Source organism: Microbacterium hanjuni, assembly GCF_043556395.1.
In the GTDB taxonomy this organism is placed as follows: domain Bacteria; phylum Actinomycetota; class Actinomycetes; order Actinomycetales; family Microbacteriaceae; genus Microbacterium.
The window spans coordinates 434,815-450,532 of sequence record NZ_JBIGIK010000003.1 but is presented as its reverse complement, the minus strand read 5'-3'; the positions used below and the strand labels follow the sequence as shown (position 1 = coordinate 450,532).

Below are 15,718 nucleotides of genomic sequence, written 5' to 3'. Positions count from 1 at the left end.
GGGCGTGATACTTGCCTTCTCGCTCACCATGATTTTCATCGCAATGCGACGAGCGAGTCGGCTTGCGCGAGAGTTTCGCCAGCGTGAATGGGGCGAGAAGCCCAAGGGCGACTTTTCATAGTGCCTCCCTACAGCCCTAACCGCAAAGGGATCGGCTAACGGGCATCTACTGTCGGTCCGCGGATCTATGGTCAGGGTGTGACCCGCACCGACAGGCTCTACGCACTCGTGGAAGAGCTGCGGGCTGTGGCGCCACGACCGAGAAGCGCTCGGTGGCTTGCCGACCGGTTCGGCGTCAGCTCGAGAACCATCGAGCGAGACTTATCGGCGCTCCAGCAAAATGGGGTGCCGATCTGGGCCGAACCCGGGCGCACAGGCGGATACTGCTTGGACACGTCGCATACCCTCTCCCCCCTGGGGTTCACGGTCGACGAAGCTCTCACTGTGATGGTTGCCCTGGGCGCCCTGGCTACCAGCCCGTTCCGTGATTCGGCGACGTCGGCTCTCCGCAAGGTGGTCGCCGTCACGGACGATCGCAGGTTGGAAGAGACGGCCGACCTCGCTGCGCGCATCCATCTCCTCGGCGACGAAAAGCCAACCGAAGCGCCCCACGGTCTCGTTGCTGCCTTGCGAACAGGACAGGTTCTCCGGATCTCATACACCGACCGCGATGGCGGCGCGACCGAGCGGGACGTCGAACCGATGGGGTTCGTTGGCAAGGGTGACAACTGGTACCTGATCGCATGGTGTCGGCTTCGCGATGGTCTTCGCGCATTTCGGGGTGACCGGATCGTCCAAGCAGAGCCTCTGATTGAGCGGGCACCGCGTCGAACGCTCCGGGCGGAAGATCTCGGCATCGTCGAGGGACGGTTGCGAGCGATCGGACCGGGTCAGAACACGGCCTAAACACCGACACGACGGTGTCGCGGAGGGTGCCCAAGATGATGACGTCGGGCCGGACGGCGCGGCCGGAAGGAAAATAATGGACCTCGCCTCAATCCGCATCATCACGCGCGACGTCGACCGCCTCACCCGCTTCTACGAGGCGGTGACGGGAATCACGGCCACGCGGCCTGCTCCGGTATTCGCTGAACTTCGTACGACTTCGGGAGCCTTGGCGATAGCGAGCACGGCGACGGTTGCCATGCTCGGCGACAGCGCGCCACCGCCGGCCAGCAACAACTCGATCATCATCGAATTCCTCGTCACAGACGTCGACGCCGAATTTGTACGCCTCCACGACGCGCTCGAGGACGTCGTGCTACCGCCGACAACCATGCCCTGGGGCAACAGGTCCACCCTCTTCCGCGATCCGGACGGCAACCTCGTCAACCTCTTCTCACGCCCAGCCACGTGATCGAACGGTGCCCTCCACTTGCCCGTTGCGGATCGTCGGCTGTTGGTAAAGGCGTGGGTCCGATCCACCATCAGCGCCCTGGGGACGATCGCGGCAGATTCAAAATGGCCCGCCCCTAGGGATCTCTCAGCGGCCCGCGATAGTTGGCGAGGGCCAGCAATGATGAACGTAGGTGTGGCCTACCCTCTTCGATATGACCAATCCGTTGCTGCCCGCCGCCTATGACATCTGGTGGTCTGCCGCCACGGTTGTACTCTTCGCGCTTCTCCTGATCGCTCTCATCTCCATCGCTCGGCATGCGAAACGGTTGCCATCCGGCCAAGCGTTGATGTGGACAGTTGTTGCCATACTGATTCCCGTTCTGGGGCCTACGGCCTTATTCGCTATCGGGCGTCGCGCAGACGTTACGAAAACCGCGCCTGAGGCGCTCCGATAGACGATCGGCAGGACTTGCCTGGTGAGGATCCCTTCGCTGCCTCAGAGGAGAGAGTCATGAAGACCGTGCTGCCGGAACTGCTTCGGGAGCGAGTGCCTGTTTTCGCGGCTCCGATGGCGGGCGGCCCCTCTACTCCGGAGTTAGTGGCCGCTTCCGCCGCGGCTGGACACTTCGCACAGTTGGCAGGCGGTTACCGAACGACTCGCGAGATGTCGGAACAGATCGGCGCGGTGCGGGCTGAGGGTGCCCTGTTCGGGATCAATCTCTTCGTGCCCACCGTCGGGGCCCAGACCCGGCAGAATACCGACGCTATCGGGATCGGCTGCGCCCTGTCGCGGAACGGCTCGGTATCGCAGCTCTCTCGGCACAGCGCGAGGACGACGACTCGTGGGCAGAGAAAGTTGACCTGCTGATGCAGGACCCCGTTCCCGTCGTGAGCTTCACCTTCGGCATCCCCTCCGCGGGCATTGTGAAGGCCCTGCGCACTCGAGGGACAATCACAATGCAAACCGTGACGTCCGTCGAGGAAGCCCTCGCCGCGCGAGATGCCGGCATAGACGTGATCGTCGCCCAGTCCCGGGACGCTGGCGGTCACGTCGGGACCACCGACCCTCTGAGCGCGCTGCCCACCCATTCTCTTTTGGAACTCGTCCGCGAGATCCGCTCCGTGAGCACCCTGCCGATTATCGGAACGGGTGGAATCTCGACATCGTCCGCAGTGCACACGACGATGGCTGCGGGTGCCCAAGCGGTTGCCGTGGGGACCGCTTTACTCCTCGCCCCGGAGAGCGGCGCGTCAGCTGTTTACAAGACTGCCCTGCGCGATTCCAAGTACACGCGGACGCAAGTGACCCGCGCGTTCACGGGCCGCTTCGCCCGCGCGCTGGTCAATCAGTTCGTCGAGGACCATAGCGCTGCTGCGCCAGCCGGTTACCCAGCCCTTGCATCACCTGACCAAACCGATCCGGGCAGCGGGAGCTGCCGCGGGCGACGCGTCCGTCGTCCACCTGTGGGCAGGAACCGGATGGCAGCAGACGCGCGAAAGGTCAGTGGCCGCCACACTCGCCCAGCTTTCAGACGGCCTTTAGGCGCGGAAGGCCGACGCAATGAATCTCCGTCGGCGGTCGATGCGGTGCCCGGGTGTTCCGACTCCTGTTCAACCGGCCGTCGCCCCTTGCGACCGCGGTTGAATTTCTTCGCGAACCCTTCCGGTGGCAATGCCGCGGCAGCTACCGTGTCGGCATGGTCGCCGACGAATCGCTGACGGAGTCACGGAATGTCATTCGACGGTTGGTATCGGGCTGGGCGGGCACTCCTGCGTTCTTGTGCGACCGGCATTTCACTGTCATCGTCGCGAACGATCTGGCACATGCGCTCTCACCGGCGTTCCGCGAGGGGATGAATCTGGCGCGGTTCACGTTCATGGAGCCGAATGTCGACCGGCGGGACCCCGCGTACGACAGAGTTTCCCAGCAGGTTGTCGCCCTGCTCAGAGAATCGCTCGACGAGCACCAGGGCGACGATGTTTTCCGCTCCATCGTCGGAGACCTGTCGGTGGATAGCGATGAGTTCGCAACAGCATGGGCCGACGACACCTTGAAGGCGACGAGCCGGGGCGTGGCCGAGTTCGTCGACACCCGGGCAGGAAGCCTGAGGCTGCAGTACGAACTTCTCCGCATGCCCGGCAATGGGGAAGACACCCTATTCGTATGGGGCCCCGCTGATGTCGAGTCGACGCGCAGCGTCCGTAATCTCGTCGACTCCTCGACGCGAAGTCACGTGATCAGCAGCTGAATGGGGCGGTGAGCGGGACTACCTGGTCGGCCACCCGGTCAAAGGCCCGCGCAGCGGGCGCCCGGTCAGCTTGGCGTCGCGGATGCGCGTGATCAGTTCATGTGCGCGTGTTCCTTCTTGGGTGGGCATGACCACCATGAAGAACCCTCCCGGTACGTCGAGCACCTGCCACGGCACCGGAACGACCTCGCCGTCGAAATTGTTGAGGACTGTTCCGTTCGTGAACCCACCCGTCGGATGCTCGGCCCACAGTCGGCGGAAGACGGGGCTCTCGACAGACAGTGCCCCGACGATCTCCCTGAGACGCGCATTCTCCGGATCGCCGTGGAATCGCAGAGCCGCGAGGGATAAACGTGCACCCTCGACGGCATCCGCGTCGTCGGGGAAGAGTCTCACCACCTCGAAGTTCGCAATGACCAGGTTGTCCCCGTACAACTGGAGGCTGGGGATCATGAGGTCCGCCATCTCGTTGATGGCGACGATGTCTTGGTTGCTGTCGAAGACGTAGGCGGGCGCGCCAACATACTGACCGATCAAGGCCCGGAGGTCTTCACTGATCGGCACGGGGGCGTGATCCCGTCTCACCGGCTGAGGAGCCGGCGTGGCCAAGCGATAGAAGTACCGGAGCTCGTCCTTGTCGAGCTCGAGAGCGCGCGCCAGGTTCGCGAGCACCTGATCCGACATCTGGATGTCGCGACCCCGCTCGATGCGGATGTAGTACTCGCTGCTGATTCCGGCCAGTCCGGCAACTTCTTCCCGTCTCAGACCGGGCACCCGGCGCGGTCCCAATTCCGGAAGACCTACCGAAGCGGGAGTCAGCTGAGCGCGCCGCGATTTCAAGAAATGGGCGAGAGCGACCGAACGAGTAGAAACGAGAAGTCCTTTGTCCGAATCGGGATCGGGTTCACCTCGGGTGAGCGGATGCCGCTCGGGCGTACCGGGGCCGCCTGTAACGGTACCCGAGCTTCCCCAGGGCCTGGGGGGCCGAGATTCCACCCCCATGAGGAACCCCGATAGGCTCCCGTTCCGAACGGCGGTGATGGAGTTGAGGATGACGCTGCGCGTGGTCGGTGTCCTCCTCCTCGCAGCGGCCGTCGGGTGACGCTGACGGAAGCGGAACAGGAGGTGGGCGGCCACGGCGCGTACGCAGCGGCGCAGCTTTCGGGGGAGACCTGGCCCAGCCCGCTCATCGTCGAGATGGTTCGTGTCATGGAGGGCGAGACGGCCGCGTGGCGGATCACGACCTGCGACACAGCGACCAACGAGCTCTCCACGATGACGCTCCGCTGACTGTCGCGTCCCTCGGGGGACAACTACAGTCCTCACTATGGGAGCGAGCACGTCAAGGAGGCTCCGCTGGCTTGTCGCCGCGATCGTCGTCGTCGTCGTGGTGCCTCTGTTGGCGTTTGGGTACCAGGCCGGACAATGTATCGACTACGCAGGCGCAGCTGCTTCGGAAAGCCAATGCACAGTCGGTCCAGCGGTCGGATATCCGGGTGCCTGGGTGCTCACAGCCGCGGCGGCCCTGTTCGCGCTTTATGCGATCCGGCGCGCGTTTACTCCAAACCCCCACTGAGACCGGGGCAGTACCTCCAGTGTTGACTGGATCGGCGGGCGACCTGTTGCGCCCCGCTCCCTCCCTCTCGCTTCGTCCCACACGATCGGGAGGGCGCGGACTCGTCGGGATCAGCGGGCGGCGATCGTCGGGCTGCTCGCCTGACCCGCCGGCGCACGGTTGCTCCGGAGCAGTGAGATGGCGACGGCGACCTGCCAGATGACGATTGTGTAGACCGAAGCCCGTTCGATGGCGCCCGACGGCAGCCCGGCGCCGAAGGTGAGGAGCAGGGTGATCATCGCGGCCAGGCCAATGGCTCCGATGACGATGCTCGTGACGCCGATCACCCGTGTTTCGGGGGCCTTGCGCCAGTGGATGCCCAGGACGAGTGAGAGCAGGTTGCCGCCGAGGATGGCCAGGGTTGCGCCCGTGAAGTGAAGGGCAAGCGTGCCGTTCTCCTGCGCTTGCAGGGAACCGTGGAACGTACCCACGAGGATGTACCCGATCGTGACCACGACGGCCATCACGGCGGTAAACGTGCGGATGCGGCCGGTGAGGGTGCGGGAGAGCAGCAGGGTAGCGAGTCCGAAAAGCAGTCCCTGAATGATGAACCCGGAGTTCATGACGGCGTTGAGCGGCGAGTTCAACTCCCTGCCCTGGAACACGCCCGCGGTCGCCGAGCCCAGGTCGCTGATCCAGTTGTCGGCGTAGCTGTAGGCGGGTTGTTTCCACGCGGCGGCTGAGATGGCCTCGGCGGCCAGGTAGATCACGGAGCCGACGAGGAAGGCGGCGGCAGAGATCCTGCGAAGGGTCATGAGGTTTCCGATCTGTGCTGACTGATCAAACAGTCACATTTGGACCCAGTCGAGCGACGGGATCATGGGCGGTGCGGTTCAGAGGTGACGGATGCCGTGGGAGAGGGTCTGCGCCCACGTCGAATCGATATCGAACAGGTCGGCCTGGACGATGAGGTGGCACAGCTGCCCGTAGGCCATGAAGCGTTGCACCGCGTCGGCTCCGGCACCGGAGGAGTGGGCAACGGCATCCGTGGTCTTGGCCAACCCGCGCCGAACAGCGTCGCGGATCTCGGGCACGTCGCAAGCGCTCGTCGCGTGGACCTGGAGGGCGATCAGGTCGTGGTCAGCGATCAGCTCGACGTACGCGTCCCTCATCGCGATGAGCTTGTCGTCCGGATCGGTGGACGACGTCCGCCCGGCGCCGGCGATCATCGAGGCCGCGACCTGGTCGTAGCAGCTGTCCACCGCGTCGACGAAGAGTCCGAGCTTTCCGTCGAAAAGGCGAAACACGTATGCGGTCGATACTTCCGCGGCCGCGGCCACGTCGGCGACCGGGGTGGCCCGGTAGCCGCCTCGCGCGAATACCCGCACCGCGTGACCCAGGATGCGGCGCCGCTGCTCTTCCGCGGTCGACCTGGTGCCGGGTTCGTTCGTCTTGGTTCGCATGTGACTGATTGAACAGTAACAATGCCCTCTCTGTCAATCACAGGCCGTTCTCGTGAGCGGAAGCACGTCACCGCTCGGCGAATCGGCTCGTAGCCGCGAGGGTGAGTTCCTTCATGCGAGGACCGCCATGGCCCTCGCTCTCGACGATGTGGAGTTCGCTTCCGGGCCAGGCGGCGTGCAGGGACCACGGAGTGATCGCGGGGCCGCTGACATCGTGCCGGCCATGGATCAGAACACCCGGTAGACCCGCCAGTTGGCCGACGCGATTCATGATGGTGTCGCCATCGCGAAGGAAGCAATCGCTGGCCCAGTAGTGGGCGACCACCGTGGCGAAGTTTCTCTTCGCCCGGGCGTCGCCGAAGTCGAGGCGTCCCGACCAGCGCGGGTCGAGCGACCCGTGGGTGGACTCCCAGTCGATCCATGCGGATGCTGCGGCGTCGCGCTCGGGGGCCTGCTCAGCACGGAGGATCCGGGCGTACGCGTCGACAACCCGTTCACCCGGGCGAGCCCGAGACGCGAAGCGTTCCCACGCCTCCGGAAACAACGCGCGCATCTCGACTGTTATCCAGTCGATCTCCTCTCGACTGCCCGCCGTCACGGCGGTGAGAACGAGCTCTGAGACGCGCGAGCGGTGCTGCAGCGCGTACGCCAACGCCAGGGTCGACCCCCACGAGAACCCGTGAACGAGCCATGTGTCGATCGAGAGGTGTGATCTCAGCGCTTCGATATCGTCGATCAACGTTTGCGTCGTGTTGGTGCTGAGGGTGTCGATCCGATCGATCGCCCACGGGGTGCTTCTGCCACAGCCCCGCTGATCGAAACCGACGATCAGGTATTTCGCCGGGTCGAACCGGCGGCGGTATCCGCCCATCCCGAGCCCGCCTCCAGGTCCCCCGTGCAAATAGACCGCGGGTCGTCCGTCCGGGCGCCCCGACAGTTCGAAGTACACCTGATTGCCATCCGGGCGGCTCAGCCAACCGCTCTCGAAAGGTTCTGAAGCAGTGTGCACGCTGCGACGATACGGCGACCGCGCACCGGAGGCTAGCCGAGCAGCTCGACGCCGAAGCCGCCTACGACAGTCCGAAGTTCGGCCAGGTAACGCAGTGCCTGTTGGGTGAGTGGGATCGCGGAATGGCCGATCCAGCCGATCTCGATGCGTTCGTCCGCGTCGAGAGGGATGGCCACGATGGACGGGTCGAGGTCGTCGCTGATGATGCCCGTCGAGATCGTGTAACCGTCGAGTCCGATCATGAGGTTGAAGATCGTGGCGCGGTCGGAGACTCGGATCTCCTGCTTGCTCGACAGGGTGGAGAGGATCTCCTCGGCGAAGTAAAACGAGTTGTTCCCGCCCTGGTCGAAGGTGAGCCGCGGCAGGTCGGCCAGATCGGCCAGGGTGACGCGATCTCGAGAGGCCAAGGGGTTCTTCCGCGAGATGAAGATATGCGGGTCAGCGAGGAAGAGGGGGCGGAACGCGAGCCCGGAGTCGCGAAGCAGTTTGTCGATGACATTCCGGTTGAAGTCGTTCCGGTAGAGGATGCCCAGCTCGCTGCGGAGCGTTCGGACGTCCTCGATGATGTCCCAGGTACGTGTCTCCCGTAACGAGAACTCGTATTCGTGCGGACCGCTGTCCTTCACCATCCGCACGAAGGCTTCCACCACGAACGAATAGTGCTGTGCTGAGACGCCGAGCAGTCGGCGTGACGGGGGTCGTCCGAGGTATCGCTGCTCGAGGAGCGCCGCCTGTTCGGTGACCTGCCGGGCGTATCCGAGAAACTCCGCACCGTCGGGCGTGAGCGTTACCCCGCGGGCTGAGCGCAGGAGGAGGGCGCGACCCACCCGCGTCTCGAGGTCTTTCATCGCGGCAGACATGGTCGGCTGAGACACGTAGAGCAGGTCGGCGGCGGCGCTGATCGATCCCTCTGCGGCGACTTCGATGAAGTAGAGCAGTTGCTGGAGCGTGAAGCTGCCTGGTCCGCGAGCCATAGGGAGAGACTATTTGGATGCATAGGTGCGCCAAATTTGTCGATGGTTGAGCGTTTCGTCACGATGGCCCTATCAATTTCCGTCAGGCCGAGCCCGGCCGATCAGCTCCGGATTGGCCCGCTCATGGCGAACGAGTTCGCATTCCGCATTTCCACCACCCGTTTCGACGAGGACTATTCGCCCTCGGACAGTTCCCGCATCACGACGAACTTCGCGAATCTGGCTCGGGGGGAGCACCGCCAGGAAAACCTCCGCAACGCCCTGACGATGATCGACCGTCGATTCAACGACCTCGCATCGTGGGACAACCCGGACGGTGACCGGTTCACCGTCGAACTCGACATCGTCTCCGTCGAGTTGCAGTTCACCGCCGACGGCGCGGACCAGGAATTCCCGCTCCTCGAGATGCTCGACGTCCAGATCCTCGACAAACGCACCGGCGATCGCCGGCACGGGATCGTGGGCAACAACTTCTCGTCGTACGTGCGGGATTTCGACTTCAGCGTGCTGCTGCCCGCCGCCAACAAGACGGCGACAGGATTCACCGTCCCCGCCGACTTCGGCGACCTGCAGGGAAAGCTGTTCCAGCATTTCCTCGACTCCGCCGTTTACCAAGAACGCTTCCCAATGTCGCCCGTCATCTGCATCAGCGTGTCGACGAGCAGGAAGTACGTTCGCACGGCGAATCAGCATCCGATTCTCGGCGTCGAGTATCGCCAAGACGAGTTCTCTTTGACCGACGAGTACTTCGCGAAAATGGGACTGAGCGTGCGGTATTTCATGCCCCCCGGAAGCGTTGCGCCTCTCGCGTTCTATTTCCGAGGAGATCTGCTCAACGACTATTCCGACCTGCAGCTCATCGGCACGATCAGCACGATGGAGACCTTCCAGAGGATCTATCGACCGGAGATCTACAACGCGAGCTCAGTCGCCGCGGACGTCTACCGACCGAGCCTGGACCACCACGACTACTCGACCACCCCGATCGCCTACGACCGCGAAGAGCGCAGTCATCTCGCGGTGAAGCAGGGGAAGTACACCGAAGAACACTTCGTGCGGCCGCACCGGAAAGTCCTGGAGCGGTGGGCGGCCGACTACCCCACCCGCGTCTCATGACCAGCCGTGAATCGTCGACCGTGCTGACGATGTTGCCCACCGCCGTCGTCGGCAGCCTGCCGAAACCGTCGTGGCTCGCGAAGCCGGAAACCCTCTGGTCTCCGTGGAAGCTCGCGGGAGACGCCCTGGTCGAGGGCAAGCAGGATGCGATGCGCATCGCCGTGCAGGAGCAGCGCCACCGAGGCGTCGACATCATCAGCGACGGGGAGCAGACCCGTCAGCACTTCGTCACGACGTTCATCGAGCACCTCACCGGAGTCGACTTCGAGCAGCGCGAGACGGTTCGCATCCGCAATCGCTACGACGCGAGCGTGCCGACCGTCGTGGGCGCCGTGAGCCGTAAGAGACCCGTGTTCGTCGACGACGCGACGTTCCTCCGCCGGCAGACCGATCAACCGATCAAATGGGCACTCCCTGGTCCGATGACGATGATCGACACCCTCTCCGACCACCACTACCGAAGCCGCGAGAAGCTGGCGTGGGAGTTCGCAACCATCCTCAATCAGGAGGCGAGGGAGCTCGAGGCGGCAGGAGTCGACATCATCCAGTTCGATGAGCCCGCGTTCAACGTCTTCTTCGATGAGGTTCACGACTGGGGGGTGGCGGCGCTGGAAAGGGCGGCCGAGGGGCTGCGCGCCGAAACCGTCGTGCACATCTGCTATGGCTACGGCATCACGGCGAACACCGAATGGAAGGCGACTCTCGGTTCGGAGTGGCGTCAGTACGAGAAGACGTTCCCGCTCCTGCAGCGGTCGACGATCGACACCGTCTCGCTCGAGTCTCACCACTCCCACGTGCCCATCGAGCTCATCGAGCTCATCCGTGGCAAGAAGATCATGCTGGGGGCCATCGACGTCGCGAGCGAGACGATCGAAACCCCGGAGGAGGTCGCTGCCACCCTCCGCAACGCGCTCCCGTTCGTCGACGCGGACAAGCTCATCGCGAGCACCAACTGCGGCATGGCGCCGTTGTCGCGGAACGCTGCGCTCGGAAAGTTGAGTGCGTTGAGTGCGGGCGCCGCGATCGTTCGCGAGGAGCTCAGCGCCTAGGACAACCTGGCGAACCAGCGACGGGGAGGAGGCGGGCGAAGCCCTGCTAGGCGTCGAGAGGCTGCTGGGGTTGCGTGTCGCGAGTGCGATCCCGCATCACCCGAGGCCGAATGACGTAAAAGATCAGCAGAAGGATCAGCACCACGGCCAGGAGACCGAGATCGACCCACAGGATCAGCAGCAGCGTGAAGGGCTCCAGAAACACGCCCCGACAATAACTCATCCGTCCGGTGCTCGCCGAATGAGGATCGACCGGTGAGTATTCCGCTCGTGAATCCCCGGTGAGCGCGAGCTGAGGCGGCCGACCGTCAGCGCTCGGTCAGGGCCTCGGCATAGGCCCGAACCGAGCGGTGGTAACGGGGAAGAGTCGGTTCGATGGCCTCTATAGCAACGCGGAGTGCTGCATCGCTTCGGCCCGCGCTGTGCAGGGCCAGAGCGAGGAACACACGGGGCGCGGAACCGGTCGCCGGGTGCTCGGGGGCATCCTGGAGCATCGCGATCGCTTCCTCGATCCGGCCGAGGTTACGCAGGGTCGAGGCGTGCTGAACCACCAGCTGCGCTGCCCGCGCCGGGTCCACGGTGTCCAGGCCTGCGGCGGTGGCCAGCGTGTACTGAACGTCGGCCTCGGCCTCCCGGCCGCCGGAGTCGAGGGCGCCCCCGAGTTCGAACGCGCCGAGCGCAGGGTGCGGTGCGGCACCGGCGAGATCGCTCATCAGTTCGATCCGCCGCTGGTCATCGACGGCGTCGTCCACCCACAGGGCGGCGACGCGACTTTCCCAGTCCTCGGTGGTCACCTATCCAGGCTAGGGGGCCGTCGGTCGTGCCGACGATGCAAGGGCTCGAGGGCTACCTCCTGCGCGCGCCTCGAGGGGAAGCCGCGATCGCGCGCAATCCCCAGGAAAACGCAGCGGCGACAAGGGCCACGCTGACGGCGAGGGTCGCGACGATGGCGGCGTCGGCGAAGGGGCGGGCAACGTACGTGTACGTCGAGTGGGCGGCATCCCACACCTGCTGTTCTGCCGCGTAACCGGCACCGGTCAAGAAGACCGCCGGAATCAGCGCGAGCGCGGCGATAGCGAGCAGCGAAAGCAGAATGCGGCGGCGGTTCAGGGGCACGGGATCAGGATGGCAGGGCCGCGGCGTTGCAGGAAGGTCGTCACGCGTTCGGGTCCCTGCTGAACTACCCCGACCGTGGTCATCGCTTGACGGCAGCGGTTCAGCGGAGCGCGCGGAGGTAGCGGCGTCGCGCGACGACCTGCGCGACCCGAAGCAGCGGATACAGCGCTCGCCACGGCTGCCGGCCGGCCGGAGCGGTCAGCGACCGGATGGTGAGGAAGACGGCGTCACCGTCGCGGTGCACGATGAAAGCCTCCTCACCGGAGACGGGGTGACCGGGAAGGGTGCGGTACGAGAATCCGACCCGGGAGGGTGTGTCGACAACGGCGACCACCTGTACGGGCTCGCGGATCGTGACGCCGGCGACGCGGGCCGTGATCTCGAGAGTTTCCCCGGGGATGGCCGTGCGCTGGTCGTCTACCGTGAAGCCACTGCGGGTCTTCACGCGCCACCGCAGGACATCCTGGGCCGCGCGCTCCCAGCATCCGTCTCCGTGACCGATCAGCGCTGCGATCTCCGACCGGCGGAACCCGTCCGACCTGCCTTCGGGCCATGTCGGCAGCTCGGGGTGTGTGGCCATCCCGCCACCCTAGGGCCGCGACTTAGGGTGTTGATCATGTGGGCGATCCGACACGTTGCCGTGGGTCTGCTCGTGCGCAACGGCAAGATCCTGGTGGAGGAGGGTGCCGACCGCGTCAGTGGCGCAACCTATTATCGCGCTCCCGGCGGTGGGATCGAGGTCGGCGAGACTGCGGAGGATGCCGTCCGTCGCGAGTTCCTCGAGGAACTCGGGTTCACGCTCAGCGAGGTCGAACCGCTCGGCGTGCTGGAGAGCTCCTTCACCTACGAGGGAGAGTCGCGACACGAGATCACTCACGTCTTCGCGATATCCGCCGCCGACCCTCTCCCTGCGGCGACTGTCGAGGTTCGCATCCGCGACACCGGCGCGGTAGTCCGATGGATGGCCATCGAGAGTCTCGGGGCCGGTGGTCCGCCGCTCTATCCGCGCGGTGCGCTCGACCTCTTGCGGCGCTGAGCGCGCCACGCCCTCCAGGCCCCCGTGGACCAGAGCGCCCAGATCACGAGAAGAGGTTGGAAGAGAAGGCGGATCCCCCGGGAGAGGTCGGAGTCGAGCCCGAAGGCATCCGTACCGCTGAGGAACTGTTCGACGTTCCCCGGAAAGATGGCGACGAAGAAGGCGGCGGTGAGCCAACCGACCACCACTCGGTAGCGCGAGAGCACGATCAACGACGCGCCCAGGGCGATCTCGACGATTCCGGATGCGACGACCACAACGTCGACGGGAACGGGGAGCCATTGCGGCACCTGCGCGACGAACGAAGCGCGCGCGAAGGTGAGGTGGCCGACGCCCGTGAAGAGGAGCGCGAAGCCCAAGAGCCAGCGGGCGATACCGCGGACGCGGTTCATGAGACCTCCGCCGGCTGCGCGTGCTCTTCCACGCGGGCGGGTTCCCAACGCAGCAGGTCGCCGGGCTGACAGTCCAACACCTCGCACAGCGCCTCGAGAGTCGTGAAGCGCACGGCTTTCGCTCGCCCGTTCTTGAGCACGGCGAGGTTGGCGGGGGAGATGCCGATCCGCTCCGCGAGCGTGCCGACCGGCATCTTGCGTTTTGCGAGCATCACGTCGATGTCGACCACGATCGGCATCAGATGACCTCTTCGAGCTCGGAGCGGAGCTGGGCCGCCTCGGCTTCCCGCGAGATGGCTTGGCGCAGCAGCATCCGCAGGACGTAGACGACGAGGGCGACACCCGCGATGACCAGCGATGCTCCGCAAAGCAGACCCACGATGCCCGGCGCCGTTTCGCCCGGTGCCAGCATGACGGCGATGGCCGCTGTGGTCACCGACCCGGCGCAGACGGCCCCGATGATGATGTCGACATAGCGGAACGCATCTGGGGAGAAGACCGACCCGCGGCTCACCAGCGTCAGCAGCTTCCAGACGCACAGAGCAACCACCTGCAGGACGACGACCTCGAGGACGAGGAGCGAGACCGCGACGGACCGCACGCCGAGGGGAACGCCCTCCAGGTCGTTCCAGATGAGGGGGATCATCCCCACCTGAACGAGGAGTGACCCCGCGAGCGATAGCGCGATCACCACTTTCAATGCTGCGACTGCTGGTGTGTTCACTGGTCTCTCCTGCCGATAGACAGGAGAAATCTATCGATAAACAGGAGAAAAGACAACCCGCCCCCGTCAGGCGGTCGGGTCGTAAGCGAACTCCCGCACCTCTTGCGCGCATCGGCACGCGGTGGCCAGCTTGGCGGCCCACGACAGCGCCGCCTCGCGAGTGGGCAACTCGAGCACCGCGTAGCCACCCTCCAGCTGGCGAGTCCGCGGGTAGGTGCCATCGGTCACGGTGCCGTCGCCGTCGATCATCACGGGAGGGATGCTTTCGTCGATACCTCCGCCGAACACCCACACGCCGGCGTCCCTGGCCTCCTGAACGACAGCGTGCGAGGCGGCGGACACGGCGGGGAGCTCGTCAGCGGTGACGTCCATGGCTGTGCTCGGGAACGAAATGAGGTACTTGGTCATCGATGACTCCTCGCATTCGTGTGCTGAGGCCCACTATGGCGCGAGGCCCCGGCGGATTCTAGGGTGCAGGCATGACCCCATTCGCTGCCCTGACGGTCTTCGCCGGTCTGCCGGTGCGAGACCTGGAAATTTCGACGCCGTGGTACGCAGAGCTCTTCGGCCGAGCGCCCGATGGCCACCCGACCCCTCAGATAGCCGAGTACTACCTCGCAGAATCACGCGTGCCCGAGGAGGGCACCCTCCAATTGCGGGAGGATGTCGAGCGGGCGGGCGGCGGACTGGCCACCATCAACGTCCGTGACATCACGCCCGTGGCCGACGCCCTCGCGCGGCTGGGTGCCGAGTTCGCCACGCAGCAGTTCCCCATCCAGGCGGAGACCGTCAGTGCCGTCACCGTCGGAACCTTCCACGACCCCGACGGGAACGCCGTCACGATCGTGCAACCGCACCTCCGGTGACCGGCTGCTCGGCACGAATGCAGGACGTTCGACGGAGATCAGGACGAAAGAGCCGGTTTCTGTCCTGATCTCGGCGAATCTCCTGCAACGGGTACAGCCGCGTCAGCGCACGGTCGCCACGTAGACGGTGTTCGACGACGTGCCGCCCGTGAGGCGGTTGTCGAAGGCGATGACGTGGGCCGTGCTCCGCGGGAAGACGGTGGCGAGCACCGTCGCGAAGTCGTCGTCGGGCGGGTCGTCGGACCACAGGGCGAAGACCCCGCGGTCGGTGAGGTGACGGGCGAGGGATCGGAGGCCGGCCTCGGTGTACAGGTCGGCGTGGCTGGGATCGAGCGTGTGCCGTGGCGAGTGGTCCACGTCGAGCAGGATCACGTCGTAGCGGGCATCGTCCAATGCGGGCGCTCGCCGGACCACCGCGAAGAAGTCGTCGAGGGTGAGCGTGGTGCGCGGGTCTCGCACCAGCTGCTCGGATACCGGCAGCAGCTCCCTCTCATGCCAGCCGATCACGGCGGGAAGGGCGTCGATCACGTTCAGGCGTCGCACCCGAGGGTCGCTCAGCGCGGTCGCGGCCGTGTAGCCGAGGCCCAGTCCTCCCACGAGCACGTCGAGGTCGCTCCCCTCGGCTGCGGCGAGGCCCAGAGTCGCCAGCTCCTCCTCGGCCACGGTGAACAGGCTCGACATGAGGTACTCGTCCTTGAGCTTCACCTCGTAGATGAGCTCGCCGGTGGCCGGGTCGGTGCGCCGCCGGAGGGTCAGCTCACCCATTCGGGTCTCTTGCCAATCGAGTTCTTCGAATCGGGCGATCATGCGGGTTCTTCGTTCTCTGGGTGG

At 65.3% G+C, this 15,718-nt stretch carries 25 protein-coding genes; 11 read left to right on the top strand and 14 right to left on the bottom strand.

The window, feature by feature from the left end:
• Window positions 1–198: 198 nt before the first annotated feature.
• The 6 genes from ACFXP5_RS14400 (at window position 199) to ACFXP5_RS14375 (ending at window position 3,587) form a co-directional block, all read left to right on the top strand.
• Window positions 199–906 (top strand): helix-turn-helix transcriptional regulator, encoded by a 708-nt coding sequence (locus ACFXP5_RS14400; protein ID WP_394545194.1) that lies wholly within the window; start codon window positions 199–201, stop codon window positions 904–906.
• Between the two features lie 76 nt (window positions 907–982).
• Window positions 983–1,357, top strand: coding sequence for a VOC family protein (locus ACFXP5_RS14395; protein ID WP_394545192.1), 375 nt, complete (start codon window positions 983–985; stop codon window positions 1,355–1,357).
• A gap of 193 nt (window positions 1,358–1,550) precedes the next feature.
• Complete coding sequence (locus tag ACFXP5_RS14390) at window positions 1,551–1,793, top strand: PLDc N-terminal domain-containing protein (protein ID WP_394545190.1); 243 nt, start codon at window positions 1,551–1,553, stop codon at window positions 1,791–1,793.
• A 56-nt stretch (window positions 1,794–1,849) separates the two neighbouring features.
• Window positions 1,850–2,206 (top strand): nitronate monooxygenase, encoded by a 357-nt coding sequence (locus ACFXP5_RS14385; protein ID WP_394545188.1) that lies wholly within the window; start codon window positions 1,850–1,852, stop codon window positions 2,204–2,206.
• The gene (locus ACFXP5_RS14380; protein WP_394545433.1) at window positions 2,116–3,057 is read left to right on the top strand and encodes a nitronate monooxygenase; all 942 of its coding nucleotides are present in this window, start codon (window positions 2,116–2,118) and stop codon (window positions 3,055–3,057) included. Before ACFXP5_RS14385 ends, ACFXP5_RS14380 begins: the two co-directional genes overlap by 91 nt.
• The gene (locus ACFXP5_RS14375; RefSeq protein WP_394545186.1) at window positions 3,036–3,587 is read left to right on the top strand and encodes an MmyB family transcriptional regulator; all 552 of its coding nucleotides are present in this window, start codon (window positions 3,036–3,038) and stop codon (window positions 3,585–3,587) included. Before ACFXP5_RS14380 ends, ACFXP5_RS14375 begins: the two co-directional genes overlap by 22 nt.
• Window positions 3,588–3,605: 18 nt before the next feature.
• On the opposite strand, the gene ACFXP5_RS14370 is transcribed toward ACFXP5_RS14375, so the two are convergent.
• A complete protein-coding gene (locus ACFXP5_RS14370; RefSeq protein ID WP_394545184.1) occupies window positions 3,606–4,589 on the bottom strand; it encodes a helix-turn-helix domain-containing protein in 984 nt (327 codons plus the stop codon).
• A 96-nt stretch (window positions 4,590–4,685) separates the two neighbouring features.
• On the opposite strand from ACFXP5_RS14370, the gene ACFXP5_RS14365 reads away from it, so the two are divergent.
• On the top strand, window positions 4,686–4,877 hold the full coding sequence (locus ACFXP5_RS14365) for a hypothetical protein (protein ID WP_394545183.1): 192 nt from the start codon (window positions 4,686–4,688) through the stop codon (window positions 4,875–4,877).
• A 396-nt stretch (window positions 4,878–5,273) separates the two neighbouring features.
• Here the strand turns inward: ACFXP5_RS14365 and ACFXP5_RS14360 are convergent, their stop codons facing one another.
• The 4 genes from ACFXP5_RS14360 to ACFXP5_RS14345 form a co-directional block, all read right to left on the bottom strand.
• Complete coding sequence (locus tag ACFXP5_RS14360) at window positions 5,274–5,957, bottom strand: DUF998 domain-containing protein (protein WP_394529106.1); 684 nt, start codon at window positions 5,955–5,957, stop codon at window positions 5,274–5,276.
• 78 nt (window positions 5,958–6,035) lie between these two features.
• The gene (locus ACFXP5_RS14355) at window positions 6,036–6,605 is read right to left on the bottom strand and encodes a TetR/AcrR family transcriptional regulator (protein ID WP_394545181.1); all 570 of its coding nucleotides are present in this window, start codon (window positions 6,603–6,605) and stop codon (window positions 6,036–6,038) included.
• 67 nt (window positions 6,606–6,672) lie between these two features.
• On the bottom strand, window positions 6,673–7,554 hold the full coding sequence (locus ACFXP5_RS14350; RefSeq protein ID WP_394545431.1) for an alpha/beta fold hydrolase: 882 nt from the start codon (window positions 7,552–7,554) through the stop codon (window positions 6,673–6,675).
• A gap of 92 nt (window positions 7,555–7,646) precedes the next feature.
• Window positions 7,647–8,588: a LysR family transcriptional regulator gene (locus ACFXP5_RS14345; protein ID WP_394545179.1), complete on the bottom strand. Its 942-nt coding sequence runs from the start codon at window positions 8,586–8,588 to the stop codon at window positions 7,647–7,649.
• A 123-nt stretch (window positions 8,589–8,711) separates the two neighbouring features.
• On the opposite strand from ACFXP5_RS14345, the gene ACFXP5_RS14340 reads away from it, so the two are divergent.
• A complete protein-coding gene (locus ACFXP5_RS14340; protein ID WP_394545177.1) occupies window positions 8,712–9,704 on the top strand; it encodes a DUF1852 domain-containing protein in 993 nt (330 codons plus the stop codon).
• Between the two features lie 20 nt (window positions 9,705–9,724).
• A complete protein-coding gene (locus tag ACFXP5_RS14335) occupies window positions 9,725–10,753 on the top strand; it encodes a methionine synthase (RefSeq protein WP_394545429.1) in 1,029 nt (342 codons plus the stop codon).
• A gap of 46 nt (window positions 10,754–10,799) precedes the next feature.
• Here the strand turns inward: ACFXP5_RS14335 and ACFXP5_RS14330 are convergent, their stop codons facing one another.
• The 4 genes from ACFXP5_RS14330 to ACFXP5_RS14315 form a co-directional block, all read right to left on the bottom strand.
• Window positions 10,800–10,958 carry a hypothetical protein gene (locus tag ACFXP5_RS14330; RefSeq protein ID WP_394529102.1) on the bottom strand — a complete coding sequence of 53 codons (159 nt, stop codon included), beginning with the start codon at window positions 10,956–10,958 and terminating at the stop codon, window positions 10,800–10,802.
• A 103-nt stretch (window positions 10,959–11,061) separates the two neighbouring features.
• Window positions 11,062–11,547, bottom strand: coding sequence for a tetratricopeptide repeat protein (locus tag ACFXP5_RS14325; RefSeq protein ID WP_394545175.1), 486 nt, complete (start codon window positions 11,545–11,547; stop codon window positions 11,062–11,064).
• 52 nt (window positions 11,548–11,599) lie between these two features.
• Window positions 11,600–11,869 carry a hypothetical protein gene (locus tag ACFXP5_RS14320; RefSeq protein ID WP_394545173.1) on the bottom strand — a complete coding sequence of 90 codons (270 nt, stop codon included), beginning with the start codon at window positions 11,867–11,869 and terminating at the stop codon, window positions 11,600–11,602.
• Between the two features lie 100 nt (window positions 11,870–11,969).
• The gene (locus tag ACFXP5_RS14315) at window positions 11,970–12,449 is read right to left on the bottom strand and encodes a DUF1990 family protein (RefSeq protein ID WP_394545171.1); all 480 of its coding nucleotides are present in this window, start codon (window positions 12,447–12,449) and stop codon (window positions 11,970–11,972) included.
• A gap of 36 nt (window positions 12,450–12,485) precedes the next feature.
• On the opposite strand from ACFXP5_RS14315, the gene ACFXP5_RS14310 reads away from it, so the two are divergent.
• Window positions 12,486–12,905, top strand: a complete 420-nt coding sequence (locus ACFXP5_RS14310) for an NUDIX hydrolase (protein ID WP_394545169.1) — start codon at window positions 12,486–12,488, stop codon at window positions 12,903–12,905.
• On the opposite strand, the gene ACFXP5_RS14305 is transcribed toward ACFXP5_RS14310, so the two are convergent.
• From ACFXP5_RS14305 to ACFXP5_RS14290, 4 genes are all read right to left on the bottom strand, one after another.
• The gene (locus ACFXP5_RS14305) at window positions 12,869–13,297 is read right to left on the bottom strand and encodes a DoxX family protein (RefSeq protein ID WP_394545167.1); all 429 of its coding nucleotides are present in this window, start codon (window positions 13,295–13,297) and stop codon (window positions 12,869–12,871) included. The two genes, ACFXP5_RS14310 and ACFXP5_RS14305, sit on opposite strands and share 37 nt — an antisense overlap.
• Window positions 13,294–13,536, bottom strand: a complete 243-nt coding sequence (locus ACFXP5_RS14300; protein ID WP_394529094.1) for a helix-turn-helix domain-containing protein — start codon at window positions 13,534–13,536, stop codon at window positions 13,294–13,296. The genes ACFXP5_RS14305 and ACFXP5_RS14300 overlap by 4 nt, the downstream gene beginning before the upstream one ends.
• The gene (locus tag ACFXP5_RS14295; RefSeq protein WP_394545165.1) at window positions 13,536–14,021 is read right to left on the bottom strand and encodes a DUF2975 domain-containing protein; all 486 of its coding nucleotides are present in this window, start codon (window positions 14,019–14,021) and stop codon (window positions 13,536–13,538) included. The genes ACFXP5_RS14300 and ACFXP5_RS14295 overlap by 1 nt, the downstream gene beginning before the upstream one ends.
• Window positions 14,022–14,087: 66 nt before the next feature.
• Window positions 14,088–14,429 (bottom strand): YciI family protein, encoded by a 342-nt coding sequence (locus ACFXP5_RS14290; RefSeq protein ID WP_394545163.1) that lies wholly within the window; start codon window positions 14,427–14,429, stop codon window positions 14,088–14,090.
• Window positions 14,430–14,500: 71 nt separating this feature from the next.
• On the opposite strand from ACFXP5_RS14290, the gene ACFXP5_RS14285 reads away from it, so the two are divergent.
• Window positions 14,501–14,887 (top strand): VOC family protein, encoded by a 387-nt coding sequence (locus ACFXP5_RS14285; protein ID WP_394545161.1) that lies wholly within the window; start codon window positions 14,501–14,503, stop codon window positions 14,885–14,887.
• A gap of 102 nt (window positions 14,888–14,989) precedes the next feature.
• Here the strand turns inward: ACFXP5_RS14285 and ACFXP5_RS14280 are convergent, their stop codons facing one another.
• Window positions 14,990–15,694, bottom strand: a complete 705-nt coding sequence (locus ACFXP5_RS14280) for a spermidine synthase (protein ID WP_394545159.1) — start codon at window positions 15,692–15,694, stop codon at window positions 14,990–14,992.
• Window positions 15,695–15,718: the final 24 nt, after the last annotated feature.